At 65.9% G+C, this 24,923-nt stretch carries 22 protein-coding genes and 1 tRNA gene; 13 read left to right on the top strand and 10 right to left on the bottom strand.

Annotated features, from left to right (window positions below; translation table 11 throughout):
• Positions 1 to 46: 46 nt before the first annotated feature.
• Positions 47 to 478, bottom strand: a complete 432-nt coding sequence (locus PPZ50_RS00335) for a hypothetical protein (protein WP_272815642.1) — start codon at positions 476 to 478, stop codon at positions 47 to 49.
• Positions 479 to 525: 47 nt separating this feature from the next.
• Between PPZ50_RS00335 and PPZ50_RS00330 the strand changes: the two genes are divergently transcribed.
• The 4 genes from PPZ50_RS00330 (at position 526) to PPZ50_RS00315 (ending at position 6,300) form a co-directional block, all read left to right on the top strand.
• Positions 526 to 2,694, top strand: a complete 2,169-nt coding sequence (locus PPZ50_RS00330; protein WP_272815641.1) for a DNA-methyltransferase — start codon at positions 526 to 528, stop codon at positions 2,692 to 2,694.
• A 965-nt stretch (positions 2,695 to 3,659) separates the two neighbouring features.
• Positions 3,660 to 5,171 carry an IS21 family transposase gene (gene istA / locus PPZ50_RS00325; RefSeq protein ID WP_272815363.1) on the top strand — a complete coding sequence of 504 codons (1,512 nt, stop codon included), beginning with the start codon at positions 3,660 to 3,662 and terminating at the stop codon, positions 5,169 to 5,171.
• Positions 5,158 to 5,886, top strand: a complete 729-nt coding sequence (gene istB, locus PPZ50_RS00320) for an IS21-like element helper ATPase IstB (RefSeq protein ID WP_066691143.1) — start codon at positions 5,158 to 5,160, stop codon at positions 5,884 to 5,886. The genes istA and istB overlap by 14 nt, the downstream gene beginning before the upstream one ends.
• Before the next feature lie 267 nt (positions 5,887 to 6,153).
• A complete protein-coding gene (locus PPZ50_RS00315) occupies positions 6,154 to 6,300 on the top strand; it encodes a hypothetical protein (protein ID WP_183953131.1) in 147 nt (48 codons plus the stop codon).
• Positions 6,301 to 6,495: 195 nt separating this feature from the next.
• On the opposite strand, the gene PPZ50_RS00310 is transcribed toward PPZ50_RS00315, so the two are convergent.
• Positions 6,496 to 6,699 carry a hypothetical protein gene (locus tag PPZ50_RS00310; protein WP_066691670.1) on the bottom strand — a complete coding sequence of 68 codons (204 nt, stop codon included), beginning with the start codon at positions 6,697 to 6,699 and terminating at the stop codon, positions 6,496 to 6,498.
• 106 nt (positions 6,700 to 6,805) lie between these two features.
• Here PPZ50_RS00310 and PPZ50_RS00305 point away from each other — a divergent pair, with 106 nt between their 5' ends.
• Positions 6,806 to 7,396, top strand: a complete 591-nt coding sequence (locus tag PPZ50_RS00305) for a recombinase family protein (protein WP_066691673.1) — start codon at positions 6,806 to 6,808, stop codon at positions 7,394 to 7,396.
• On the opposite strand, the gene PPZ50_RS00300 is transcribed toward PPZ50_RS00305, so the two are convergent.
• The 3 genes from PPZ50_RS00300 to PPZ50_RS00290 all read right to left on the bottom strand — a co-directional run bounded on the left by PPZ50_RS00300 (position 7,397) and on the right by PPZ50_RS00290 (position 9,541).
• Entirely contained in the window at positions 7,397 to 7,570 is a 174-nt protein-coding gene (locus PPZ50_RS00300; RefSeq protein ID WP_157092770.1) for a hypothetical protein, read from the bottom strand.
• 309 nt (positions 7,571 to 7,879) lie between these two features.
• Complete coding sequence (locus tag PPZ50_RS00295) at positions 7,880 to 9,247, bottom strand: site-specific integrase (protein WP_272815640.1); 1,368 nt, start codon at positions 9,245 to 9,247, stop codon at positions 7,880 to 7,882.
• Between the two features lie 219 nt (positions 9,248 to 9,466).
• Positions 9,467 to 9,541, bottom strand: a tRNA-Gly gene (locus tag PPZ50_RS00290).
• Between the two features lie 161 nt (positions 9,542 to 9,702).
• Between PPZ50_RS00290 and PPZ50_RS00285 the strand changes: the two genes are divergently transcribed.
• From PPZ50_RS00285 to PPZ50_RS00265, 5 genes are read left to right on the top strand one after another with little or no spacing between them, the layout of a single operon-like run.
• A complete protein-coding gene (locus PPZ50_RS00285) occupies positions 9,703 to 10,596 on the top strand; it encodes a tetratricopeptide repeat protein (protein ID WP_066690912.1) in 894 nt (297 codons plus the stop codon).
• Positions 10,593 to 11,210 carry an LON peptidase substrate-binding domain-containing protein gene (locus tag PPZ50_RS00280; RefSeq protein WP_066690753.1) on the top strand — a complete coding sequence of 206 codons (618 nt, stop codon included), beginning with the start codon at positions 10,593 to 10,595 and terminating at the stop codon, positions 11,208 to 11,210. The genes PPZ50_RS00285 and PPZ50_RS00280 overlap by 4 nt, the downstream gene beginning before the upstream one ends.
• Positions 11,207 to 11,392 (top strand): Trm112 family protein, encoded by a 186-nt coding sequence (locus PPZ50_RS00275; protein WP_066690743.1) that lies wholly within the window; start codon positions 11,207 to 11,209, stop codon positions 11,390 to 11,392. The genes PPZ50_RS00280 and PPZ50_RS00275 overlap by 4 nt, the downstream gene beginning before the upstream one ends.
• Positions 11,389 to 11,796, top strand: a complete 408-nt coding sequence (locus PPZ50_RS00270; RefSeq protein WP_066690740.1) for a hypothetical protein — start codon at positions 11,389 to 11,391, stop codon at positions 11,794 to 11,796. Before PPZ50_RS00275 ends, PPZ50_RS00270 begins: the two co-directional genes overlap by 4 nt.
• A 9-nt stretch (positions 11,797 to 11,805) precedes the next feature.
• A complete protein-coding gene (locus PPZ50_RS00265) occupies positions 11,806 to 12,273 on the top strand; it encodes an NUDIX domain-containing protein (protein ID WP_066690737.1) in 468 nt (155 codons plus the stop codon).
• 10 nt (positions 12,274 to 12,283) lie between these two features.
• Here the strand turns inward: PPZ50_RS00265 and PPZ50_RS00260 are convergent, their stop codons facing one another.
• Both PPZ50_RS00260 and PPZ50_RS00255 read right to left on the bottom strand, forming a co-directional pair.
• The gene (locus PPZ50_RS00260) at positions 12,284 to 12,787 is read right to left on the bottom strand and encodes a hypothetical protein (RefSeq protein WP_198158555.1); all 504 of its coding nucleotides are present in this window, start codon (positions 12,785 to 12,787) and stop codon (positions 12,284 to 12,286) included.
• Positions 12,784 to 14,001 carry a UbiH/UbiF/VisC/COQ6 family ubiquinone biosynthesis hydroxylase gene (locus PPZ50_RS00255; protein WP_066690726.1) on the bottom strand — a complete coding sequence of 406 codons (1,218 nt, stop codon included), beginning with the start codon at positions 13,999 to 14,001 and terminating at the stop codon, positions 12,784 to 12,786. Before PPZ50_RS00255 ends, PPZ50_RS00260 begins: the two co-directional genes overlap by 4 nt.
• Before the next feature lie 132 nt (positions 14,002 to 14,133).
• Between PPZ50_RS00255 and PPZ50_RS00250 the strand changes: the two genes are divergently transcribed.
• The 3 genes from PPZ50_RS00250 (at position 14,134) to hrpB (ending at position 20,236) form a co-directional block, all read left to right on the top strand.
• A complete protein-coding gene (locus PPZ50_RS00250; RefSeq protein ID WP_066690725.1) occupies positions 14,134 to 16,497 on the top strand; it encodes a DNA translocase FtsK in 2,364 nt (787 codons plus the stop codon).
• A gap of 362 nt (positions 16,498 to 16,859) precedes the next feature.
• Positions 16,860 to 17,654, top strand: coding sequence for an aldo/keto reductase (locus tag PPZ50_RS00245; protein WP_066690724.1), 795 nt, complete (start codon positions 16,860 to 16,862; stop codon positions 17,652 to 17,654).
• A gap of 158 nt (positions 17,655 to 17,812) precedes the next feature.
• The gene (gene hrpB / locus PPZ50_RS00240; protein ID WP_066690723.1) at positions 17,813 to 20,236 is read left to right on the top strand and encodes an ATP-dependent helicase HrpB; all 2,424 of its coding nucleotides are present in this window, start codon (positions 17,813 to 17,815) and stop codon (positions 20,234 to 20,236) included.
• Positions 20,237 to 20,390: 154 nt separating this feature from the next.
• Here hrpB and zapE read toward each other — a convergent pair whose 3' ends face one another.
• The 3 genes from zapE to PPZ50_RS00225 form a co-directional block, all read right to left on the bottom strand.
• Positions 20,391 to 21,494: a cell division protein ZapE gene (gene zapE / locus PPZ50_RS00235; RefSeq protein ID WP_066690721.1), complete on the bottom strand. Its 1,104-nt coding sequence runs from the start codon at positions 21,492 to 21,494 to the stop codon at positions 20,391 to 20,393.
• 176 nt (positions 21,495 to 21,670) lie between these two features.
• Positions 21,671 to 22,450, bottom strand: a complete 780-nt coding sequence (locus PPZ50_RS00230; RefSeq protein ID WP_066690718.1) for a succinate dehydrogenase iron-sulfur subunit — start codon at positions 22,448 to 22,450, stop codon at positions 21,671 to 21,673.
• Positions 22,451 to 22,718: 268 nt separating this feature from the next.
• On the bottom strand, positions 22,719 to 24,917 hold the full coding sequence (locus PPZ50_RS00225) for a xanthine dehydrogenase family protein molybdopterin-binding subunit (RefSeq protein WP_198158558.1): 2,199 nt from the start codon (positions 24,915 to 24,917) through the stop codon (positions 22,719 to 22,721).
• Positions 24,918 to 24,923: the final 6 nt, after the last annotated feature.

Below are 24,923 nucleotides of genomic sequence, written 5' to 3'. Positions count from 1 at the left end.
CGAACAGCCTAGACCAACGGGATGAGGGGTCCCTTTTCGACGCCGATCACCCCGCTACCGGGGTCCCTTTTCCACGCCGATCCACATAGCGCATTTTGAACCTCACGATCGCCATTGCGATTTCGAACTCGCGTTCTGCCTCATCAATGAGACCGATGTGGATGTCGAACAGGCGACGCACTGACTCCGAACGCCATATCTTTTTCTGTCGTCGCGTGAGAATACCGGCTTCAGTGAGCCACCGCGCGTATGCGTCTTGAGACGGTTCTCCGGTGTCCGCATAAATCGGGAGTTCTCGACGCGCTTCCGCAAGCAGCGGAACGAAGCTCGCCGCCCATTCGGCGGTGGCAAGCCGCCTTTGTCTCAACCCGATGATTCTGCCGCGTTCGCGCTCTTCCTGCATCGGAAGGGTTTGAACTCGCCCACTAAATGTGAAGTTAACGACCACATCTAAACGTGAGGGCTGGAGACGAATCACTGCGAGGAGCGATATCTGGTCGGTCGCCCCAAACGACGAGGTGACGCATGACCCAACCGATCCACGATATCCTCACCCAACTTGGCGCGGCGATCACTGCGCAGCTTGATGCCGCCAATGACCGCGCCACTTCGGCTGAAAGCCAGTATCAGCGCCTTTTCGAAGGGCTGCGGGCGCTGGTCAACCAGCCCGCCGCCAATCTTCCCGAGGCGGCGAATGACGCGGACGAGATCAGCGTCGAGGTTGTGGATCATCCCACCCCGCCGCTTCGTGGCAGCACCAAGCCCACTGGCACTGTTATCCCTGATGATCTGTTCCTCGACGCCCTCTGCACCGAATGGCGGAGCGCGCATGCCATCCGCACCGAGATTGCCTCCAAGGGACGGAAGGTTGCTTACGGCACGGTCTACAAGCGTCTTGCCAAGTTGGAGGTCGAGCTTCCCGACCTGATCGAGGCGGCCGATGCACCTGTTCGCTGGCGGCTCCGTTCGCCTCGTTCCAAGCACCGGCGCGACGACGCGATTGTCCCCGACGCCACTACCGGCAGCACTGGCCGCGCGCGTGCTCGCGGGGCAATGCCACCCGACGCGATCACGGACGTGCGGCAGCGTGTGGCCGATGCCCCGGCTCCCACCGAGAAGTTCATGCCCGTGCTGCATCGGGGGGATTGCTTCGAAATCATGAAGTCGATGCCGGATGGCTCGGTCGATCTCATCCTTGCCGATCCGCCCTATGCGACCACTGGCCTCGTAATCGACCCCACGATTGATCTGGAGGCAATGTGGGCGGAGTATCGCCGGATCATCAAGCCGACCGGCACGATCATCCTTTTCGGCTCCCAGCCTTTCTCGTCCAAGCTGGTCTGCGAAGGGATTGACCTCTTCAAGCATGATATTGTCTGGATCAAGAACCGAGCTACCGCATCACTTCATGCGCGCAACCGGCCCTTGAAGCAGCACGAGGACATTCTCGTCTTTAGTGCTGGCACAACGATTCATAAGAATCGCTCGCCCCGCCGCTATACCTATCACGCGCTTGGGCAACGTTCGACGGGCATTCAAACTGTAAGCGCCTCGACGCATTCGCCACATCTAGACAATGTTACTCATAATCCCGGTCGGAAATACGAAGGAACCACCAATAACCCTCGGACCACCGTGTTCTGCCCGAAAGACCAGAACGGTGTGCATCCGTTTCAAAAGCCGCTCGCCTTGCTGGAATATCTGATCCGGACCTACTCCAACGAGGGCGACGTGGTTTTCGACAGCTTCATGGGAAGTGGAAGCACCTGCGTTGCGGCGTTGCGGTCGGGTCGACGTTCCATCGGCGTCGAAATGACCGATGATTACTTCCTCACCGCGCAGGAACGTGTCGCTGCGACGGTCGATCAGGCCACGTCCGACGTGACGCCAATCGTTTCCCCGGTCGAAACTATTGCCAAATCGGCCAACGATAACGCCCATGCGCTGTTGCCCACGGCATCTTCGAACGAGGTCACCATCTATAACGGCGACTGCCTCGACACTATGCGGCGGATGCCGACCGGCTCGGTCGATCTGGTCTTTACTTCACCTCCCTACAACCTTGGTCGGTCGAGCGACGGGAAGGTTCGCGGTGCCGCAAGCAGCGGAAAGTGGAAGGGCATGGACTTGAGCAACGGATATGCCAGCTATGATGATGCTCGCGATCCCGCTGGATATATCGAGTGGCAGAAGGACGTGCTCCGTGAGTGCTGGCGTCTGCTGGCGGATGACGGTGCGATTTACTACAATCACAAGCCGCGCGTTCAGAACGGCGTGCTCCAGACGCCTCTTGATCTCAATCCGGGTTTGCCTGTGCGGCAGATTGTCATCTGGGACCGGGGAAGCGGATTCAACTTCAACCAGTCTTTCTACCTTCCTTGCCATGAGTGGATCGTGATCTTCGCCAAGCCGGGTTTCCGGCTGCGGTCCAAAGCCGCATCGGGAATGAAGGACGTGTGGAAGGTGAAGCACGAGCGCAACAACGGCCATCCAGCGCCCTTTCCGGTTGAGCTTGCCAAGCGCGTGATCGAGACCACTTCTGCAAAAATCGTCCTCGATCCGTTCATGGGTAGCGGTTCGACGGGAGTGGCAGCGCTGCAATGTGATCGGAAGTTCATCGGGATCGAGATCGACCCCGGCTATTGCATGGATGCGGCGGGCCGAATGGGCTTCAACAGCCAACTTGCGGCCTAACCCTATTCACTCCCTCCATCATTTGGAGGCCGAGCTATCGCTCGCCCTGCTCGTTGTCAGTTTGGTCGCAGTCGCTCCCAACCTGACCGAGCGATTGAAGGAAGCGATTTGGACCAGATCAATCAATCTGTCCTTTTCATCCTCTCACTTGGGTTGATGATGAACTTTCTCCCCCCGGAGCCTCGCGCACCATGACGGTGGGCCAGACTCCGGGAGGAAAGTCATCTCACTTTGGGATCGATGGTGAACTCGCACCCTCCTCCACAACGAGAAGCCGGTGGTCGCCCTGACCCGGCATGAGGTGCGCTTTCCGGCCCCCTTCCGGGAGCCGCGACGGTTATCGGCCACAAGGGCCGAAGCGCTCGACGGACGCCGTTCAACATGACGACCGTCGAGTAGGAGGTTGTGAGCTACACGCACAGAGCCTCCTTCTACAGTGCCACCCAATCCGACGATCGGGCCTTGTCACCTTACCCCGTTTTCCGAGGGATGAACCACAACGATCCTCCGGGGAGGCGTGTAGCGGACCCGCTATGGCACTGACGCGGGCGGCCCTCGCTACCGATTTCACTGGACGCCGCACGGCTCGGGATTTCTCCCCCTATCAAGAGCGCCTGTTCGGGGACGATGCCCCACGAGGATTATATGGCCGGTTTAGCGGGACCGTGGACCCGTGCTGTATGGGTGGATCATACCAAAGGCGGCGTGGACCCTGCATTATTTACTTTCGTGAAAATCGCCCCTGATACCCGGCTACGCGGTGTCGGCCGGGGCATTCCAAAAGCACCGCCGAATCTGACTCCAAAAACTGTCGGATTTCCGTCGATCCGGGATGCCCGTTTTCTCCATTGTGGATCGGCGTGGAAAAGGGACCCCGGTAGCGGGGTGATCGGCGTCGAAAAGGGACCCCTCATCCCGTTGGTCTAGGCTGTTCGCTTGGCGGTGTGTCAGGCGGCGAGATCGGGATGCTGGTATTGGAGACGGTGTTGAGGATCCGGCGCGAGCACGCGTCGGGGAAGGCCATCAAGGCGATAGCGCGGGACCTGCACCTGTCGCGCAAGGTGGTGCGCAAGGCGATCCGGGCGCCGGAAGCGGACATGGGGTATCGGCGGGAGGTACAGCCGCTGCCGAAGCTGGGGCCATTTCAGGCGCGACTGGATGCGTTGCTGGAGGAAGATGAGGCACGGCCGCGGCGCGAGAAGCTGCGCCTCACGCGCATCCACGACCTGCTGCTGCGCGAGGGGTTCGACGGCTCGTACGACGCGGTGCGGCGTTATGCGGCCCGCTGGCGCCGGGCGCGACGTCGCGATGTGATGAATGCGCCGGCGTTCATCCCGCTGCTGTTCCGGCCGGGCGAGGCTTACCAGTTCGACTGGAGCCACGAGGACGTGGAGATTTCGGGCAAGCCGATGCGGGTAAAGGTCGCGCATGTCCGGCTATGCGCGTCGCGGGCAATGTATGTGCGAGCCTATCCCCGCGAGACACAGGAGATGCTGTTCGACGCGCATGCGCGGGCGTTTGCCTTCTTCGGAGGTGTGCCGACGCGCGGCATCTACGACAACATGAAGACGGCGGTCACGAGCGTGTTCACGGGCAAGGAGCGTGTCTTCAACCGGCGCTTCCTGGTCATGGCCAACCATTACATGGTCGAGCCGACCGCCTGCTCGCCGGCGTCGGGCTGGGAGAAAGGTCAGGTCGAGAACCAGGTGCAAACCGCACGCGGCCGCTTCTTCCAGCCACGCCTGCGATTTACCAGCCTCGAGGAGCTGAACGGTTGGCTGGAGGCCGAGTGTCGGCGCTGGACAGAGTTGCACCAGCATCCCGAGCAGAAGGAACTGACGGTTGCTCAGGCCTGGGCTGCCGAGCGCAGCGTGCTCCAGCCTGTTGTCGCACCCTTCGACGGCTTTCATGAGAGCGAGCATGCGGTAAGCGGCACATGCCTCATCAGCTTCGACCGCAACCGCTACTCCGTTTCTGCCAGGGTGGTGCGACGTGCCGTTCAGGTCCGCGCCTATGCCGACCGCATCGTCGTGCGCTGCGACGGGGAAGTCGTCGCCGACCATCCCCGGTTTTTCGGCCGGGACCGGACCATCTACGACCCGTGGCATTATCTGCCGGTGTTGGCGACCAAGCCGGGCGCCCTGCGGAACGGCGCGCCGTTCCAGGGCTGGGAGCTGCCGCCTGCGCTGGCACGACTGCGGCGCAAGCTTGGCGTCGGTGACGATGCCGACCGGCGGTTCGTGCGGGTGCTGGCCGCGGTGCTCGACGACGGACTCGAGGCGGTGGAAGCGGCCGTGCGCGAAGCATTGCTGGCCGGCGTCGCCAGCGACGACGTCATCGTCAACATCCTGGCCCGCCGGCGCGAACCGCCGCGACCGCTGACTATTGTCACGCCAGAAGATCTGGCGCTGCGCCATCCGCCCCGCGCCGACTGCAACCGCTATGACAGCCTGCGAGGCCTCCATGCAGCGGCATGAGATGATGACGGCCATGACCGAGTTGGGGCTGAAGGGCATGGCTGGCGCTTTCGACGAGGCGGTCACTACCGGTCTCCAGCGCAAGCGCACGACCATGGAGGTCCTGACCGACCTGCTGCGTGCCGAGGCGACGCACCGCCATGCAGCCTCGGTCCGTTACCGGATGTCGGCCGCCAGGTTGCCCGCGGTGAAGGACCTCGACGCCTTCGTCTTCGGCGACACTCCCATCAACGAGGGACTGGTGCGCTCGCTGTACAGCGGCTCGTTTCTTCCGGGCCGACGCAACGTCGTGCTGGTCGGTGGAACGGGTACCGGCAAGACGCATCTCGCCACCGCCATCACCGCCAATGTGGTACGAGCCGGCGCCCGCGGACGCTACTTCAACACAGTGGACCTGGTGAACCGACTCGAGGAGGAAACGCGCCTTGGCAAGGCCGGCACGCTGGCGGCCCAGCTCTCGCGCCTCGACCTCGTGGTGCTCGACGAGCTTGGCTACCTGCCGTTTGCACGCTCGGGCGGTCAAATGCTCTTCCACCTCGTCAGCAAGCTCTACGAGCAGACCTCCGTCATCGTCACCACGAACCTCGCCTTTGGCGAGTGGCCGACCGTCTTTGGCGACCCCAAGATGACCACCGCACTGCTCGACCGTATTACCCACCATTGCGACATCGTCGAAACCGGCAACGACAGCTGGCGCTTCAAACATCGAAGCTGACGCCCAGGACCACCGGCAGAGAACGCTTCGCGCTGGTTGCGCCTCCGGTCGGGCTACGCCCGCCCTACGCCGCAACCAGCGCGAACGGTGCACCCGTCATACCCGTAACGCTGCTCGACGAAGGGGGTCCCTTTTGGACGCCGATAGGGGGTCCTTTTTGGACGCCGATTGACATCTCCATTTCGAAAAGCAGTTGAAAATGATGCGGCGGAAGCTGGCACCACCACCCGGCATGCATATCTTGGAAGCACGAAGGAGGTATCGCCGATGGGACTGTTCGACAGCAATGGCAACGACCGCACGAAGGGTGGCCCGAAGGTCAAGACCGGACCCAATGCAGGGCTGACTCGCGCGAAGAACGATGATGGCCGCTGGCGCGAGAAGCGCAGCGATGCGGGCAAGCCCCGCAAGTGACGCGCCGCCACATCATCTGATAGAAAGGTCGCGGATAGGCTGGTGAGGCTGCTGCCCTTGTGGAGGGGGCCGCGCTGGACACCGCCAGCCTATCCGCTTCCTCAACCGTTGGACGGGTGAAGCTCGACTGCTTTGCGCCTCGTTGAATCGCGGCTCAATGCACAAACTGGGCAACCGCCGACAACCACCCCGTTTTCACTTCGCCCGTTCGATGAGCCCCATCAACTGGTTGCCGGTCCCGACGATGCGGAAGGTGTCATCGACCGTCTTGCCGGTGGTGGGGTCGTAAGTGCCAAGGATGCGGCCCGCGAAGTTGAATGCTCGCTGCCGCCCCTGCGTCATGTCCTCGATATGCCCGATGATAAAACCACGCTGATCCCGGATCGTCGTTCGCGCCATACTCGCCTCCATGGTGATGACGGTCGAAGGCTCTCACACGAACGGGAAATAATCGAACTAAATGAACTGCTTGACCCGTTCCAGAACTGGAGCGAGTCATTCTGGAATGACCAAGCGCGTTGCCCTCTACACCCGCGTCTCACAGGACAGCCAGACCACCGAGAACCAGCGTCGAGAACTCATGGCCGTCGCCGAACGACTTGGCTGGGAAGTCGTCGCCGAGTTCTGCGATCATGGCATCAGCGGATCGAAGGGACGTGACAAGCGCCCCGGCTACGATGCGCTGATGAAGGCTGTCGCGCGGCGCGAGATCGACATGGTGGCAAGCTGGGCCGTGGACCGGCTCGGGCGCTCCCTCCAGAATCTCGTCACCTTCCTCACCGAGATCAACGCCAAGGGCGTGGACCTCTATCTCCACCAGCAGGCGCTCGACACCAGCACGCCCAGCGGACGCGCCATGTTCGGCATGCTGTCGGTGTTCGCCGACTTCGAGCGCGAGATGATCATCTCACGGATCAAGGCCGGGTTGGCCCGATCCACGAAACGGTCAGGCCGACCGCCCCTCGACGCCGAGAAGGTCGAGCGTATCAAGCGATCCCTCACCAAGGGCGTCTCCATCAACGCCACCGCCAAGAAGCTCAAGGTCGGTGTCGCGACCGTCCATCGGGTGAAGCAGCAAATGGCGCTCGCCGCCTGATCAGCGAGCGCGCAACCACTCCATCGCCTCGTCGAAGGTCATCGTCTTCCCCGGCTGCGCGCCTGCCTGCTCGATACGCGCGAGGAAGGCCGGGTTGAGTTCTTCACCCCGGCAGATCGGGCACGCCTCGTCGCCATGATCGTCGCCGCAACCGCCCTCGAAAGCGTCACCCATGGATCATACCCCCGACCTCACTGACGAGGCACCAGCCACCATCGACCAAACCGATGCGCCGACCACCATACAGGCCATCACCGAACGCTTGCGGGGCCGTCGCGAGGCAGTCAGCGGAGCGTCACCGGATGGTCGAGAAGATGGGCATGGTGCGGTCCCTTCGCCCGCTCCAGCGACTTCCAACTCATTGGAAGTCCTCGCAAAACCGTCGAAGCGACGGTCCAGCACCAAGATCGTCTCCACCGACAGTCTACACAATGATGCCGCTTGTGGTGCTCCAAACCCTCGTAAATGCTTGGGAAATCGTCGTCAGGTCTCACGGCGCGGCCCGAGCACCGCAAGGTGATCGAGGTTGAGCGCCGGGAACCGAACGGCATTTAGTGCCTCGGCGAGTGCTCGCGGTTGATATCCGCTCCCGTAGTTATCAGCCACTGCGGTGCCCTTGCCATCGGTCGTCCAGCCTCCGAGCAAGAGCGCGAGATCGCGATCGATTTTCGCCTCGCGTAGCCCGTCCCGGAAGTTGTGGCGGAACGAGTGGAAGCACGTCAGCGGCGCAGCCGCACCAGCGTTTTCGAGAAAACGGCTGAACCACCTCGATATCGCTGTGGATCGGTAGCCAAGGTGGCCGAACGGAAGTTCGGGGAACAGGTTGGTCTCGCCACACAGGCGTTGAGAGGCCGCGAACGCCAGAAAGCCGCAGCGGATCAGTTCATCGTGGACGGGCACGACTCGTTCGCTCGCGTTCGTCTTCACCCGCTTCTCGTCCCCGGTGAGACTGACGCCCGAGGTCACGTTGAAGCAGGCAATCCCGTCTATCTCTCGAACATCGGATACCTCAAGCTGGCATATCTCGTTTAGCCGAAGGCCGCTGAACAGTGCGATCAACGGCACCCAGAAGCGAGCGCGGCGCGGTCGCTGATCGCCGGGGATCGCGTAGCCATTCGCGTCATCGCGACACCCTGTGTAGATCGGCGCATCGAAAATGCGGCGAAGCTGCTCGGGTGAGAACGGGTTGCGCTTATCGCGCTTCTTCACGGGGTCCGGGAGCTTGAGCCCCTTGAGCGGATTGCGGTCGAGATATCCCTCGTTGATCGCCCAGTTCATGACCCCGCCGAACCGATTGACGTAGGCGTTGAGGTTCGCGGTGCTGATGAGGCGGGTCTCACCCCTCGCCTTGGCGGCAGCGACCACCTCCTTGATCGTCATGTCCGGGAAGCGTTGATGCGCGCTTTTCGGCATCTCGCGGAGCAGCGCCACAAAGTCGCGGCATCCCTCGCGCGTGATATCGGTGAGCGCAGTTTGCTCACCGAACACCTCGACCACCCATTTTCGGGTCGTCGCGTGGGCGATCTGGGTCCGTTTGCTCCACTGGTGCTTCGGGTCGGCGATGAAGCGATCGTAGACATCGCCAATCGTGCGCCTGTTCGACGGCGTGGGCGGCGCTGGCGGCTGCGGAGCAGCCGGAGCCCACGGCAACGAAATAGGCGGGTCATCCAGCGTGGTGACGATTAAGGCCGGATCGGTCAGCCTGCCGATCGAGGCCCGCGTCCTCTCGAACTCGCTCTCCACATCTGCCGCGATCCTATGGATGCGCCGAAGCGCCATCGCATAGCTGTCGGTGTCGAGCGAACGCCACACCTCGCCGCCTTTCCAGACCGTCAGAAGATCGGTCGGCACCCGTCGTCGGTAATGGAAGATGCCGCGCTTCGAGCAGAGCCCAATCGGTCGATTGTGGAGACGCCTTGTGTAGACGACCTGACGACGATTTCCCAAGCATTTACGAGGGTTTGGAGCACCACAAGCGGCATCATTGTGTAGACTGTCGGTGGAGACGATCTTGGTGCTGGACCGTCGCTTCGACGGTTTTGCGAGGACTTCCAATGAGTTGGAAGTCGCTGGAGCGGGCGAAGGGATTCGAACCCTCGACCCCAACCTTGGCAAGGTTGTGCTCTACCCCTGAGCTACGCCCGCTCTGGCGTTCCGAACCGGCGGACCGGCTGGGGTGAGGCGGGCTATTAGACGGGGGTTTCGGGTCGCGCAACCCCTAAATGAACTCTTTTCTGTTTTGCCTGTGATGCCCACATAGGGGCGGCTGTCACAGGATAAGGAATCGACGCTTGGCCACGCTAGGACTGACCGCCCCGGAAAAGGATGCCGTGGAAGCGTTCCGCCGCGACGTCGTCGAACCATCGATGACCAGCCTCGTCATCATCGATTTCTGGGCGGAATGGTGCGGGCCGTGCAAGGCGCTGACCCCGATCCTCGAAAAGGTGGCGGAGGCCTATGCCGACAAGGGCGTGGTGCTGGCCAAGATCGACACCGACAAGAATCAGTTCATCGCCTCGCAATTCCAGATCCGGTCGATCCCGACCGTCTATGCGATGTTCCAGGGGCAGCTGGTCGCCGACCTGACCTCTGCCCGCACCGAAAGCCAGCTCAAGCAGATGCTCGACCAGCTGCTGCGCCAGCTGCCGGTGCAGCCGGGTGCAGCGGCCGGGCCGGATATCGAACCGCTGATCGCGATGGGCGATGCGGCGCTGGGCGAGGGCGACGGGGCGCGCGCGCTGTCGATCTTCGACCAGATTGCCGAAATGGTGCCGGAGAACGCCGCCGTCGCCGCTGGCCGGGTCCGGGCGCTGATGGCGCTGGGCGAGCATGACGCGGCGCAGGCGGCGCTGGACGCGCTGTCCGACGATGCCGCGAAGCAGCCGGGCATCGAACAGGTCCGCGCCGCGCTGGCGCTCGCCCGCGATGCGCAGCCGGTCGACGATCTCGCCGCGCTGAAGGCCGAGGTGGAGGCGAACCCGGACGATCACGATGCGCGCTTCCGGCTGGCCGGCGGGCAGATGGCGGCGGGCGACCGCAACGGTGCCGCCGAATCGCTGCTGAAGATCGTCGCCGCCGACCGGGCGTGGAACGACGATGCCGCGCGGCAGCAGCTGCTCAAGCTGTTCGAGGCGGTCGGGCTGGAGGACCCGTGGGTGTCGCAGCAGCGGCGCAAGCTCTCGGCGATCCTGTTCGGATGAGCGGCCGCGTCTCCGTCTTCCCGCTGGCGGGGGCGCTGCTGTTTCCGAACATGCATTTGCCGCTGCACATCTTCGAGCCGCGCTACCGGGCAATGGTGTCGGACGCGCTGGCGCGCGACCGGCGCATCGGCATGATCCAGCCGCGCCCGGTCGGCGGCGACACGGACAGGCCGCCGCTGTTCGATATCGGCTGCATCGGGCAGATCGTCGATGTCGAGGCGCATGCCGATGGCCGTTACGACATCGTGCTGCGCGGGCTGTCGCGTTTCCGCGTGGTGCGCGAACTCGACGTGACCACCGCGTTTCGACAGGTGGAGGCGGAGGTGCTGCCGGTGATCGGCGATACCACGCTGGGGCTGGCCGAGCGTGCGTCGCTGGAAATCGAATCGCGGCGCTTCGCCGACCGGCTGGGCTATGCGGTCGACTGGGAATCGGTCGGGCGGCTGGACGACGAAAGCCTGGTCAACGGCATCGCGCAGATCGCACCGTTCGACGTGGCGGCGAAACAGGCGTTGCTCGAAGTCGACGAACTGTCGGCGCGGGCGGAACTGATCGTGCAACTCATGCAATTCTTCGGTCGGCATGGCGATGACGAAGAGGCGACGCTGCAATGACGCAAACGCAGGAAAAGGCGATCGACCCGTGGCTGTTGTCGATCCTGGTCTGTCCGGTGACGCGCACGCCGCTGACGCATGATGCGCAGGCGGGCGAACTGGTCTCCGATGCCGCCGGCCTCGCCTTTCCGATTCGCGACGGCGTGCCGGTGCTGCTGGTCGAAGCGGCACGGCCGCTGTGAGCCGCGACCTGACGGGCAAGTGGAGCGGTATCTTCAACTATCCGCACACCAACCCGCCGACGGCGTTCGAGGCCGATATCGCCGATCTGGGCGGGTCGATCGTCGGCACGATCCATGAACCCGACCTGCATTCGGTGCCCCCCGGCGCGCTGATCGCTGCGGCGATCGACGGGCACCGCGACGGGGCCAGCGTGCGCTTTAGCAAATTCTACGACGATCGCGGGACGGAGGGCTATGGCGACATGGTCGTCTATGCCGGCGTGCTGAGCGACGATGGCTGCGAGATCAGCGGGCGGTGGGACATACCCGGCGTCTGGTCGGGCAGCTTCCTGATGATCCGCCCCGCGACCGAGCCGGTGGCGGTGGAGGAGACGGCCGAGGCGACCCGCGACGGGTCGGCTTGAGGGCAGGGCATGGCGCTGCTGCATCGCTTGCTGGGGCGCGCGGCGCGGATCGTCTGGCGAGTCACCCGGCCCCGGACGATCGGGGTGCGTGCGGTGCTGCTCGATCCCGCCGGTGCCCGGGTCGCACTGGTGCGGCATACTTATATCGACGGCTGGTATCTGCCCGGCGGCGGCGTGAAGAAGGGGGAGGGCGTCACCCAAGCGCTGCACCGCGAACTGGCGGAGGAGGTGGCGGTCACCGGTGCGACGGTCGAGCGGGTGCTGGGCGTCTATCACAACCGGCGTGAGGGCAAGGACGATCATGTCGTCGTCTATGTCGCGCGGGCGGGGAGCGACGCGCTGCACGGCGCGGATGCGCTGGAAGTCGCCGAAGTCGGGTGGTTCGCGCTCGACGCGCTGCCCGAAAGCACGACGCCGGCGACGCGGCGGCGGATTGGGGAGTTTCGGGACGGTGCGACCGGCAGCGGTGCATGGTAGCGGGGGACCGCTACCCCCGGATCGCGAGGACCAGCGCGGCGAGCAGCGCCAGCACGGTCGGGTAGAAGGTCAACGCGAAGCCGAAGGCGCGGGCGGCGGCTCCCCTACGATACCCGGCCCAGAAGCCTGCGCGCCCGACCGAAAAGCACAAGGCCAGCACCGCGATCGGCACGGCCGACCGATCGGTGGCGAGCGTCAATGCGGCATAGGCGATCGCCGCCAACACCGACTGTTCCAGCGTGTTCTGCGCGATGGCGCGACCATGGGCCACCGCGGGATCGGCATCGCCGCCGTCTATCGACAGGGTTGAAAGGAACCGGATGCGCGCGACGTTGCCGATCGCCGCGACACTCCACAGTCCGACAACGGCGAGGGTGACCGCCAATATTCGCAAGCGGTCCGCCAGGACATGGCCCGGATCGAACCGGAACGCCGCCAGCAGCGCGACGATGCCGACCCCCGCTGCACCCGCCATCCCGCGCGCGACCCCGCGCTGGACGGCGGACAGGGTCACGCGGGGATGCCCTGCAACAGCTTGGGCAGCTTGCCCGTCTCGCCGCGCGCTTCGGCCATGAACGCGGCTTTCAGCGGCGGGATCGAATCGACCGCCGACAGGCCGAAGCGCCGCACCGCACTCGCCGTCTTGCCGGGAATGCCGAACAGGCGGGTCAGCCCGTCGGTCGCCAGCGCCACCGCGAAGGTGTCCAGCCCGCGCCACCGTTGGTAGCGCTCCAGCAGATAGGGATCGCCGAGGTCCAGCCCGGTGCGCTTGCCCTCGACCAGCACCTCGGTCAGCGCCGCCACGTCGCGCAGGCCGAGGTTCAGCCCCTGTCCGGCAATCGGATGGATGCCATGCGCGGCGTCACCGACCAGCACCAGCCGGTCGGCGGTGATCCTGGCGGCATGGTGGAAGCCCAGGGGATAGCTCGACCGTGCCGACAGGTTCGACAGCTGGCCCAGGAACCCGCCCATCTTCTTCGATGCTTCGGCAAGGAAGGCGCGGTCGGACAGCTTCAGCATTGCCGGCCGATCCTTCGCATCGACCGTCCACACGATCGCCGAGCGATGGCCGTGCGCATCATCCTTCAGCGGCAGGATCGCGAACGGGCCGGCGGGGTAGAAGATCTCGTACGCGATATTCTCGTGCGGCACTTCGTGACCCAGCGTCGTGATGATCGCGGCATGGTCGTAGCTCCAGCGCGCGACGCGGATGCCCGCCGCCTCGCGCGTCGGCGAATTGCGGCCTTCGGCGGCGATCAGCAGCGGCGCGGTGAGCGTATCGCCGCCGGCGGTCGTCACCGTCACGCCATGCGCTTCGCGTCGGACGTCGATCGCGCGATCCTTGTACCGCAGGTCGACATGGGGCGACGCGACGGCGGCGTCGTAGATCGCCTGCCGCAACCGCTTGTTTTCGTACATCACGCCGACCGGATCGTCGGCGGCGTCGGGGATGAAATCGAGCTTGCCCGGTGCCAGCCCGTCGGTCGCGCGAATCGCCGCGATCGGGCAGCCTTCGTCGCCCAGCCCCGGCGCGATGCCGATCGCTTCGAACATGCGGTGCGTCGCGCTGGCGATGGCGGAGGCACGCCCGTCGAAGCCCGGCGCCAGCGTCACCGCCGGATCGGCCGGATCGAGGATGATCGAGGTCAGCCCGTGGACGCCCAGCGCCACGCCCAGCGTGCTGCCGACCAGCCCGCCGCCCAGGATGATGACGTCCGCCTGTGCCATGAAACCCGTCCCATCCGTAAAGTCGTTTCGTCCGAGTGGACTTAGGGTCTGGCGCGGCGCACCGCAACGCCGCCTTGACGGCGTGGCCCCGCGCGGCGCACATCGGGGCAGTATCGAACAAGGGTGGAACGAATGGCGACCAACGCGCAGCCGATGTTGTGGCGCGACGCGATGAAGGCGGGTGCGAAGCGCAGCGGGGCGATGATCGGCGCGACGTTGCTGTTCGTCGCCATGATCGTGATCGCCGTCGCGCTTGCCAGCTATTCGCCGGCCGACCCCTCGTTCAGCACGGCGGCGGGCGGGCCGGTCGCGAACAAGCTGGGGTCGGGCGGCGCGATGCTGGCCGACCTGCTGCTCACCCTGTTCGGTGTGGCCGTAGCGATGCTGCTGCCGCTGGGGCTGATCGTCAGCGTCCGGCTGTGGCGCGATGTGCCGGTGGGACCATGGCCGCGCATGGTGCGCGACTGCCTGATCGGCGTGCTCGCCATGGGCACCATGCTGGCGTTCGTGTCGGGCGAGGCGATCCTGTCGCTGCCCGCCGGCTATGGCGGGGTGATCGGATGGAGCATCGCGCAGGCGGTGCAGGGCCTGATCCACCTGATCGGCGTGCCGGTGGCGGAGCTGTGGACGATCCGCGTCGTGGCGCTGGCCACCGGGCTGTTCGGCGTGTGGCGCTGGGCCAAGGGGCTGACGATCGACATTCCCGACGGCACCTTCCGCATGCCGAAGTTCGAACGCCGCGCCCGCGTCGGCGCGGACGAGGGCGACGTGCTGGTCGAGGACGACGACCTACCGTTCGACCCGGCGCCCCGCGCGCCGCTGCTCGCCGATGACGAGGAGGACGACGACGTTCCCGCCCGGCCGCAGCCGCGCCGCGTCGCACAGGCAGACGACCGCGCCCCGCCGGTCATCGCCGAGCGTGCGGCCTCGCCCGCACTCGCCAGCGCGCCGAAGCCCGCCAGCAGCGAGGGCCGCGACAATTTCGCGCTGCCGTCGATCGATCTGCTCGCCCCCCCGCCCGAATCGACCGGCCCCGCGATCGACAAGGCGGCGCTGGAGCGCAATTCGCGCCTGCTCGAAAGCGTGCTCGACGACTTCAACGTGAAGGGGCAGGTGGTGAAGGTCGCGCCCGGCCCGGTCGTCACCATGTACGAACTGGAGCCGGAACCGGGCATCCGCGCCAGCCGCGTGATCCAGCTGGCCGACGATATCGCGCGCAACATGTCGGCGATCTCCGCCCGCGTCGCGACGATTCCCGGCCGCACGGTGATCGGCATCGAACTGCCCAACCAGCGGCGCGAAATGGTGTCGTTGCGCGAACTGATCGCCAGCCAGGCGTTCGCCGACCAGAATGCGCAGCTCCCCATCGTGCTGGGCAAGAATATCGCCGGCGATCCGGTCGTCGCCGATTTGGCCCCCATGCCGCATCTGCTGGTCGCCGGTACTACGGGATCGGGCAAGTCGGTCGGGCTGAACTGCATGATCCTGTCGCTGCTCTACCGGCTGACCCCGGACCAGTGCCGCATGATCATGATCGACCCGAAGATGCTGGAACTCAGCATGTATCGCGGCATCCCGCACCTCCTCGCCGATGTCGTCACCGACCCGCCCAAGGCGGTCCGCGCGCTGAAATGGGCGGTCGAGCAGATGGAGGACCGCTATCGCATGATGGCGTCGATCAACGTCCGCAGCCTCGCCAGCTTCAACGACAAGGTCCGCGCCTCGCTGGCCAAGGGGCAGAAGCTCGGCCGGAAGGTGCAGACCGGCTATGACGCCGACACCGGCACGCCGATCTATGAGGAAGAGACGCTCGACCTGACGCCGCTGCCGCAGATCGTGGTGATCGTCGACGAGTTGGCCGACCTGATGATGACCGCGGGCAAGGAAGTCGAGTTCCTGATCCAGCGCCTGGCACAAAAGGCACGCGCGGCGGGCATCCACCTGATCATGGCGACGCAGCGGCCCTCGGTCGACGTCATCACCGGCGTCATCAAGGCCAATTTGCCGACGCGCATCAGCTTCCACGTCACTTCCAAGATCGATTCGCGCACCATCCTGGGCGAACAGGGCGCCGAACAGCTGCTGGGCCGGGGCGACATGCTCTACATGCCGGGCGGCAAGGCGCTGGCCCGCGTCCACGGGCCGTTCGTCAGCGATGACGAGGTGCAGGCGGTGTCCGACTTCTGGCGCTCGCAGGGCGCGCCCGATTATATCGACGCAGTGGTCAACGAGCCGGAGGGCGATGCCGGCTTCAGCCTCAACGGTGCGCCGACCGGCGACGATTCGCCGGAGGAACAGACCTTCCGCCAGGCATGTCAGCTGGTGGCGGAGAGCCAGAAGGCGTCAACCAGCTGGCTCCAGCGCCAGCTGCGCGTCGGGTACAACTCGGCGGCGCGGCTGATCGAGCGGATGGAGAAGGAAGGGCTGGTCTCGCGGCCGGACCATGTCGGCCGGCGCGAGGTACTGATGGACCCGGACGGGCGGCCGACGGGGTAATTCGGGGCATCCCCTTCTCCCTTCCGTTTGCTTCGAGCGCAGGTTCGAGCCTGTCGAGAACCGTAGTCGAGAAGGCGTTGCCTCAAGCGGGGCGTTCTCGACTACGGTTCTCGACTTCGCTCGAAGCTGCTCGAACCGAACCGGGGTGGGGCGGGGGGCGGAGTGAAACGCCTCTACCCCAAGTCCATCCATTCGTCCTGAGTAGCCGCTGAGCTTGTCGAAGCGGCGTATCGAAGGAGAGCGACAAGTGCTTCGATACGGGTCTTCGACTTCGCTCAGCCCCTACTCAGCACGAACGGAAAGGGGAACGTATCGCGCCTTCATCCTTTGGCAGCCGAACGCCCCAACTGCACGGACACCCCATGACCGACCTCCCCCTCAACGACGGCCGCACCATCCCCGCGCTCGGCTTCGGCACCTACAAGGTCCCCGCAGAAGACTCTTCCCGCCTGTCGCGTGAAGCGATCGATGCCGGCTATCGCTTGATCGACACCGCCGCCTTCTACGGCAACGAAGCCGGCGTCGGCGAAGCGACCGCGAGCAGCGACGTCTTCGTCACCACCAAATTGTGGCGCGACGCCATGGGCTATGACAACGCCCTGAAAGCGTTCGACGCGAGCGCCGCGAAGCTGCCGCGGATCGACCTGTTCCTGATCCACTGGCCGATGCCGTCCGAGAACCGCTATGTCGACACGTGGAAGGCGCTGGTGCGGTTGCGAGAAGAGGGACGCGTGGCGTCGATCGGCGTATCGAACTTTTCGCCCGACCATCTCGACCGGATCGTCGATGCGACCGGCGTGGTACCCGCGCTCAATCAGATCGAACTGCATCCGACCTTCCAGCAACGCGCCGCGCGAGCCGCGCACGAACGGCTGGGCATCGTCACGCAAAGCTGGTCGCCGTTGGGGCAGGGCACGCTGCTGGCCGACCCGACCATCACCGCGATTGCACAGGAGGCGGGCGCGACCCCGGCGCAGGTTATCCTCGCGTGGCATATCCAGGCCGGGCTGGGCGTGATCCCGAAGGCATCGTCGCGGGCGCGGATCGAGGAGAATTTAGCGGCGCAGGCGGTGCGGTTGACGCCGGAGCAGGTGGCGAAGCTGGACGCGATGGATCGCGAAGACGGGCGGTTGGGGCCGAACCCCGACACGCTCTAAGCTCCTCCCCGGCACGGGGAGGGGGACCATCCGCAGGATGGTGGAGGGGGGTGTCCGCATTACGGGACCGTTGCGTTGCGAGGCGCACCCCCCTTCCACCCCTCGCTGACGCGAGCGGTCCCCCTCCCCGCGGGCGGGGAGGATTGCTAGAGGAAGCCATGCTCCCCATCCACGCCGTCCTGCCCCGCATCCTCGAGACGCTGCGCGACCGCACCTCCGCCGTCCTCGTCGCCCCGCCGGGTGCGGGCAAGACCACCGCTGTCGCCCCGGCGCTGCTGACCGAACCATGGGCGACCGGCGGAATCCTGCTCCTCTCCCCCCGCCGCATCGCCGCCCGCGCTGCGGCCGAGCGGATGGCCGCAACCGGCGGCGAACCCGTTGGCCAGACCTTCGGCTACGCCACCCGCATGGACAGCAAGCGGTCGGCGGCGACCCGCGTCACGGTGATGACCGAGGGCATCTTCGTCGCCCGTATCCAGGCCGATCCCGAACTGGCCGGCGTATCGGCAGTGCTGTTCGACGAAGTGCACGAACGCAGCCTCGACAGCGATTTCGGCCTCGCCCTTGCGCTCGACGCGCAGGCGGCGCTGCGGCCCGACCTACGCATCCTCGCCATGTCGGCGACGTTGGACGGCGAACGCTTCGCTGCGCTGATGGATGATGCACCGGTGATCGAGAGCGAGGGGCGTTCCTACGCGCTCGACCTGCGCCATATCGGTCGCAATGCCGAGGCCCGGATCGAGGACTCGGTCGCCGCTGCGATCCGCCGCGCGCTCACCGAAGCGGAAGGCGGCATCCTCGCCTTCCTGCCCGGCGTTGCCGAGATCGAACGCACCGCCGAACGCATCGCCGTGCCTGAGGGCGCGGTGCTGCACCGGCTGCACGGGACGCTGCTGCCGGCCGAACAGCGCGCCGCCATCGCCCCCGATCCGCAAGGCCGGCGCAAGATCGTGCTGGCGACCAGCATTGCCGAAACCTCGCTGACATTGGACGGCATCCGCATCGTCGTCGATTCCGGCCTCGCCCGCCGTCCGCGCTACGACCGGTCGGCGGGCATGACGCGGCTGACCACGGAGCGGGCGAGCCAAGCCGCGGTCACCCAGCGCGCGGGGCGTGCCGCAAGGCAGGGGCCGGGCGTGGCCTATCGCCTGTGGGAGGCTGCCGCCACCGCCGGCCTGCCGCGCTTCGACCCGGCCGAGATATTGGAGGCCGACCTGTCGGCGCTGGTGCTCGAATGCGGCAAATGGGGCGTCACCGATCCGACGACGTTGCGCTGGCTCGACCCCCCGCCGGCGGCGGCGGTCGAGGAGGCGCGCACGCGTCTTGCCACGCTGGACGCGATCGACCGCGATGGCCGCCCGACGCCGCACGGCCTTGCCATCGCCGCGCTGCCGCTCAGCCCGCGCCTCGCCCATATGCTGATCCGAGCGGGGGAGGGTGGCTTTGCGGGCGCGGCGGCGGAGGTCGCGGTGCTGCTGGGGGAGCGGGGGCTCGGCAGCAACGACACCGATCTTGACCAGCGCCGCCGTCGCTGGCGGACCGAGCGCGGGCAGCGGGCCGAAGCGTCGCGCCGTCTGGCCGAGCGCTGGCGCAAGCTGGTGAAGGGCCGCGACGATCCTCCCGCCGATGCCCTGGCGCGCAGCGTCGCGCTAGCCTTTCCCGACCGGATCGCCAGACGGCGCGACGTGTCGGGCGAACGCTGGGCCTCGGTCGGCGGGCGCGGCTTCACGCTGGACGCGGCCGCGCTCGGATCGGCCGAATGGCTGGCGGTCGCGGAGACTCAGGGGCAGGCGGCCGGCGCACGCATCCTGTCGGCGGTGGCGATCGAACAGGCGACCGTCGAGCAACTGTTCGGCGATCGGATCGAGACGCGGCGCAGCGTCACCTTCGACCCCGCGACGCGCGGCGTGGTGGCGCTCCGCGAACGCCGGCTGGGTGCGATCCGGCTGTCGTCGGGTCCCGATGCCGCAGCGTCGCCGGACGAGATCGTCGCGGCACTGACCGAAGGTGCGCGGCGCGACCTTTCACTCTTGCCATGGGAGGGGGCGGATGCTCTTCGCCGCCGTTCGGCCTATGTCGCGGCGATGCTGGGCCAGCCCGATCCGCTCGGCGACGACGCGCTGACGGCTACGATCGACGACTGGCTGCCACCGTTGCTGGCCGGCAAGCGCCGGCTCGACGCGGTGACCGGGCTGCACGACGCGCTGGAGCAACAGGCGGGCTGGGACTGGATGCAACAGGTCCGCCGCCTTGCGCCCGCCCGCTTCGAAAGTCCCGCCGGATCGAGCCACGCGATCGACTATGCCGCCGAAGGGGGGCCGCGCGTCGAACTGCGCGTGCAAGCACTGTTCGGATTGGCGACGCATCCGATGGTCGCGGGCCAGCCGCTGACGCTCAGCCTGACCTCCCCCGCGGGGCGGCCGATCCAGACGACGAAGGATTTGCCGGGCTTCTGGGCGGGATCATGGCGCGACGTGTCGAAGGAAATGCGCGGCCGCTATCCGCGCCATCCCTGGCCCGACGATCCGGCGGCGGCGTCGGCGACGCTGAGGACGAAGAAGGCGGATGCGCGGCGGGGGTGACGTCACCCGCACCACCCCGTTCGGTTCGAGCAGCTTCGAGCCTGTCGAGAAGCAACAGTCGAGAACTGGGTCGTTTGGGGTAACCCCTTCTCGACTTCGATTCTCGACAGGCTCGAACCTGCGCTCGAAGCAGACGGGGAAAGGGTAGGAGCCGCTACCCCTCGCCATGCCCCTTGGCCAGATATTCCTCCGATCGCATCTCCTCCAACCGGCTGATCGTCCGGTCGAATTCGAACCGCCCGTCGCCGGTCGGGTACAGGTCACCCGGTTGTGCGTCCGCCGCCGCCAGCAGCTTCACCCGATATTCGTACAGCGCGTCGATCAGCGTCACGAACCGCGCCGCTTCGTTGCGGTTCTCGGGGCCCAGGACCGGAATGCCGACCAGAATGACGGTGTGAAAGGTCCGCGCCACCTCCAGATAGTCGGGCGCGCCGCGCGCCTCGCCGCACAGCCGCTTGAAGCTGAAGACCGCGACGCCCTTCAGCGCCTTGGGCACATGCAGCGTACGCCCGCCGATATCGAGGTCGCACGACGGGACATGCGCCGCATCCTCGACCGGATAATCGGTCAGGCGGAAGAACGCCGCCGACAGCGCCTCGGTCGCCGCCGGGCCGTTCGGCACCAGCCAGGTATCGACCGCGCCCAGCCGGTCGCGGCGATAATCGGTCGGGCCGTTCAGCGGCAGCACGTCGAGGTTCGATTCGAGCAGATGGATGAACGGCAGGAAGCTGTCGCGCTGCAACCCGTCCTTGTAGAGATCGACCGGCGGCCGGTTCGACGTCGCCACCATCGTCACGCCATGCGTCATCATCTCGGTAAACAGCCGCGAGAGCACCATCGCGTCGGCGGTGTTGTTGATGACCATCTCGTCGAACGCGAGCAGCTTCAGGTCCTTGGCCAGCGCCTCGGCGACCGGCGGCACCGGGTTGCCCGCTTCCTTGGCGCGCTCGGTGGCGAGGCGGGCATGGACCTCGATCATGAAGGCATGGAAATGGACGCGGCGCTTGGGCCCGGTGGCGACGCAGTCGTAGAACAGGTCCATCAGCATCGACTTGCCGCGCCCGACCCCGCCCCACAGGTAGACGCCGCGCGGGGGAGCGACATCTTTGCCGGTCAGGCGCGCGAACAGGCCGCGCTTGGGCGGCGAGTCGAGTTCGGTGGCGAGGCGCGACAGCCGCTCGGCGGCGGCGCGCTGTTCGGGATCGGGGCGGAGTTCGCCGGCGGCGACGAGGTGGTCGTAGCGGGTGAGGACGGTCATGGCAGGATCATTCCCGGTGAATGACCCCTCCGTTTATCCTGAGTAGCCATTGAGCTTGTCGAAAGGGCGTATCGAAGGATCGTCGCCAACGGTAGCGGTCCTTCGATACGCGTCTTCGACAGGCTCAGCCGCTACTCAGGACGAACGGGTGGTGCGTGCAACACCGCCCGAACGAATCAAATGATCCGCTCGACTTCCATCTTCTTGATCTCGGCGATCGCCTTGGCGGGGTTCAGCCCCTTCGGGCACACGTTCGCGCAGTTCATGATCGTGTGGCAACGATACAGGCGGAACGGATCCTCCAGCTCGTCCAGACGCTCGCCGGTCATCTCGTCGCGGCTGTCGGCCAGCCAGCGATAGGCTTGCAGCAGGATCGCGGGCCCCAGGAACTTGTCGCTGTTCCACCAATAGCTCGGGCAGGAGGTCGAGCAGCAGGCGCACAGGATGCACTCGTACAGCCCGTCCAGCTTGTTGCGGTCTTCCGGCGACTGGAGCCGTTCCTTGCCGGCGGGTTCCGGGGTCACGGTCTGCAGCCACGGCTTGATCGATGCGTACTGCGCATAGAAATGCGTGAAGTCCGGCACGAGGTCCTTGATGACGTCCATGTGCGGCAGCGGGGTGATGCGGATATCGCCCTTGATATCCTCGATCGCGGTGGTGCAGGCGAGGCCGTTGCGACCGTCGATGTTCATCGAACACGACCCGCAAATCCCCTCCCGGCACGACCGGCGGAAGGTAAGCGAGGGGTCCTGCTCCGACTTCATCTTGATGAGCGCGTCGAGCACCATCGGACCGCATTCGTCCAGATCGATCTCGAAATCGTCGTAGCGCGGATTCTGTCCCGAATCGGGGTCGTAGCGATAGACCTTGAATTTCTTGATCCGGCCCGAGGTCGCCGACTTGTGGGTCGTGCCCTTCTTGACGACGCTGTTCTTGGGCAAACGGAATTCGGCCATGATACTCGCTCGGTTCGGTCAGGGGGTGGCAATTCCACCCGGTCTGCGGGTCAGATACATGACAGGTGGGGATGCCGCAAACGCGAACAAGGGAAAATTGCCCATAGGGGTAGGCTTCTTACGATCCTCCCCGCTTGCGGGGAGGGGGACCAGCGAAGCTGGTGGAGGGGGCGGGCCGCATACGAAACCGTTGCGTTGCGAGGCGAACCCCCTCCACCACCGCCTTCGGCGGCGGTCCCCCTCCCCATGCAATGGGGAGGAGCCTTGCTCAGACGGCCGGCAATCCTTCCAGCAACTTGTCCAGCGTCGCGGGGTAATCGCGGACCCGTACCCCGGTCGCATTGTAGATCGCGTTCAACACCGCCGCGCCCGCACCGCCGATGCCCAGCTCGCCGATCCCCTTGGCATGAAGCGGATTTGCATGGGGATCGCGTTCGTCGAGGAAGGCGATGTCCATGGGCGGAATGTCGGCATGCGCCGGCACATGATATTCGGCTAGGTCGTGGTTGACGATACGCCCGTCGCGATCGTCATGGACCAGTTCCTCGGTCAGCGCGGTGCCGATACCGAACACGATGCCGCCGATGCACTGCGACCGCGCGGTCTGCTGGTTCAGGATGCGCCCGGCCTCGAACGTCGAATGCCAGCGCGTGACCCGCACCTCGCCGGTGACGGCGTGGACCTTCACCTCGCAGAAATGCGCGCCATAGCTGGCCTGCGTCGTTTCCTTCTCCTGTTTGCCCGGTTCGATCGATCCGGTGGCGGTCAGCCCCTCGCCGACCAGATCGCCGATCGGCACCCGGCGGTTGCCGGCGATCGCGTGACCGTCCTTGAGCGTCAGGTCGTCGGCGTCGACGTCCATCGCCTTGGCCAGCTTTTCGCGCAATGCCTGCGCCGCCAGATAGACCGACGACCCGCTGCTGCCGGCACCCCATGATCCGCCCGATCCGGCACCCGGCGGCGACTTGGTATCGCCCAGATGCACTTCGACCCGCTCGACCGGAAGGCCGAGCATCTCGCCCGCAATCTGGGCGAGGATGGTGTAGGTGCCGGTGCCGATATCGGTCATGTCGGTTTCGACCAGCGCCCGCCCGTCGGGACCGATCGACACCTGCGCTTCGCTGGGTTGCAGCATGTTGGTGCGGGTGGTCGATGCCATGCCCTGCCCGATGAGCCAGTCGCCATCGCGTTTCGCACCGGGCGTCTGGTTGCGCTGATCCCAGCCGAACGCCTCCGCCCCGGCGTCGAGGCAGCGGGTCAGCGAGCGGGTGGAAAAGGGCACGTCCTTCTGCGGATCGCGACTGGGATCGTTGCGGCGACGCAACTCGACCGGATCGATCCCGATCTTCTCCGCCAGCTCGTCCATCGCGTTTTCCAGCGCGAGCAGCCCGACCGCTTCGCCCGGCGCGCGCATCGATCCCGACAGCGTGCGATTCAGCTCGACCAGATCGTGGCGGATGATCCGGTTTTCGCCGCCATAGAGGAACTGGGTCGCCTGTCCGGCCGGCTCGAAATAACCCTCGCCCGGCAGGTTCGAACACAGTGTCTCATGCCCGATCCCGGTCAGCCGCCCCTCGGCATCGGCGGCAAGGCGGAAGCGCTGCTGCGTGTTCGACCGGCGCACGGTGGCGTCGAACACCTGTTGCCGGGTCATCACCGTCTTGACCGGCCGGCCGACCGCCTTCGCTGCGATCGCGGTGGCTACCGTATCGGGCGAAATGCCGAGCTTCGACCCGAAACCGCCGCCGATATAGCGCGCGACGATCCGCACCTTCGATTGCCGTTCGCCCAGCGACTTGGCGAGCTGCTGCTTGTCCGACGACGGCATCTGCAGCGACCCGTAGAGCGTCAGCCCGTCCTCGTCCCACAGCGCGATCGATGCATGCGGCTCCATCGCGGCCGAATTCTGCGACGGGGTGCGCCACACATCGTCCACCGTGAACGCCGCCTCGGCCATCGCCCGGTCGAGATTGCCCTGTTCGTGATAGGGCGGCATCGATCCCGGCGGCGGCTTGATCGCGTCGTCGACATGGTCGTCGAAGGTGAACACTCCCTCGGTCGGTTCATGGCGGATCGACACCAGCTGCGCCGCGTCGCGCGCCACCTCGAAGCTCTCCGCGACGACGATCGCGACCGGCTCGCCGAAATAGGCGACGTCCTTGACGCCCTGCGTCGGCGCCTCGGTCTCGCCGCCCTGCTGCGCGTTGCGGATGAAGGTCTTCAGGTCGACGACGACGTCTATGACGCCCGGCAGCGCCTTGGCGCCTTCCGCATCGATCGACGTGATCGTACCGGCGGCAAAGGGCGCGCGGACGAGGAAGCCGTAAGCGAGGTTCGGAAACTCATATTCCGCGGAATAGGTCGCCTTGCCCGCCACCTTCAGCGGACCGTCGATCCGTTCGATCCCCTTGCCGATGATCCCCTGCACGCCACTGTCGAGCAGGCTGGTGTCGACGGGCTTGTCCATGCGCAA

The sequence above is a fragment of the Sphingomonas hankookensis genome, assembly GCF_028551275.1.
Taxonomy (GTDB): domain Bacteria; phylum Pseudomonadota; class Alphaproteobacteria; order Sphingomonadales; family Sphingomonadaceae; genus Sphingomonas; species Sphingomonas hankookensis_A.
The sequence above is the reverse complement of the archived record's forward strand: the minus strand, read 5'-3'. Positions and strand labels throughout refer to the sequence as shown.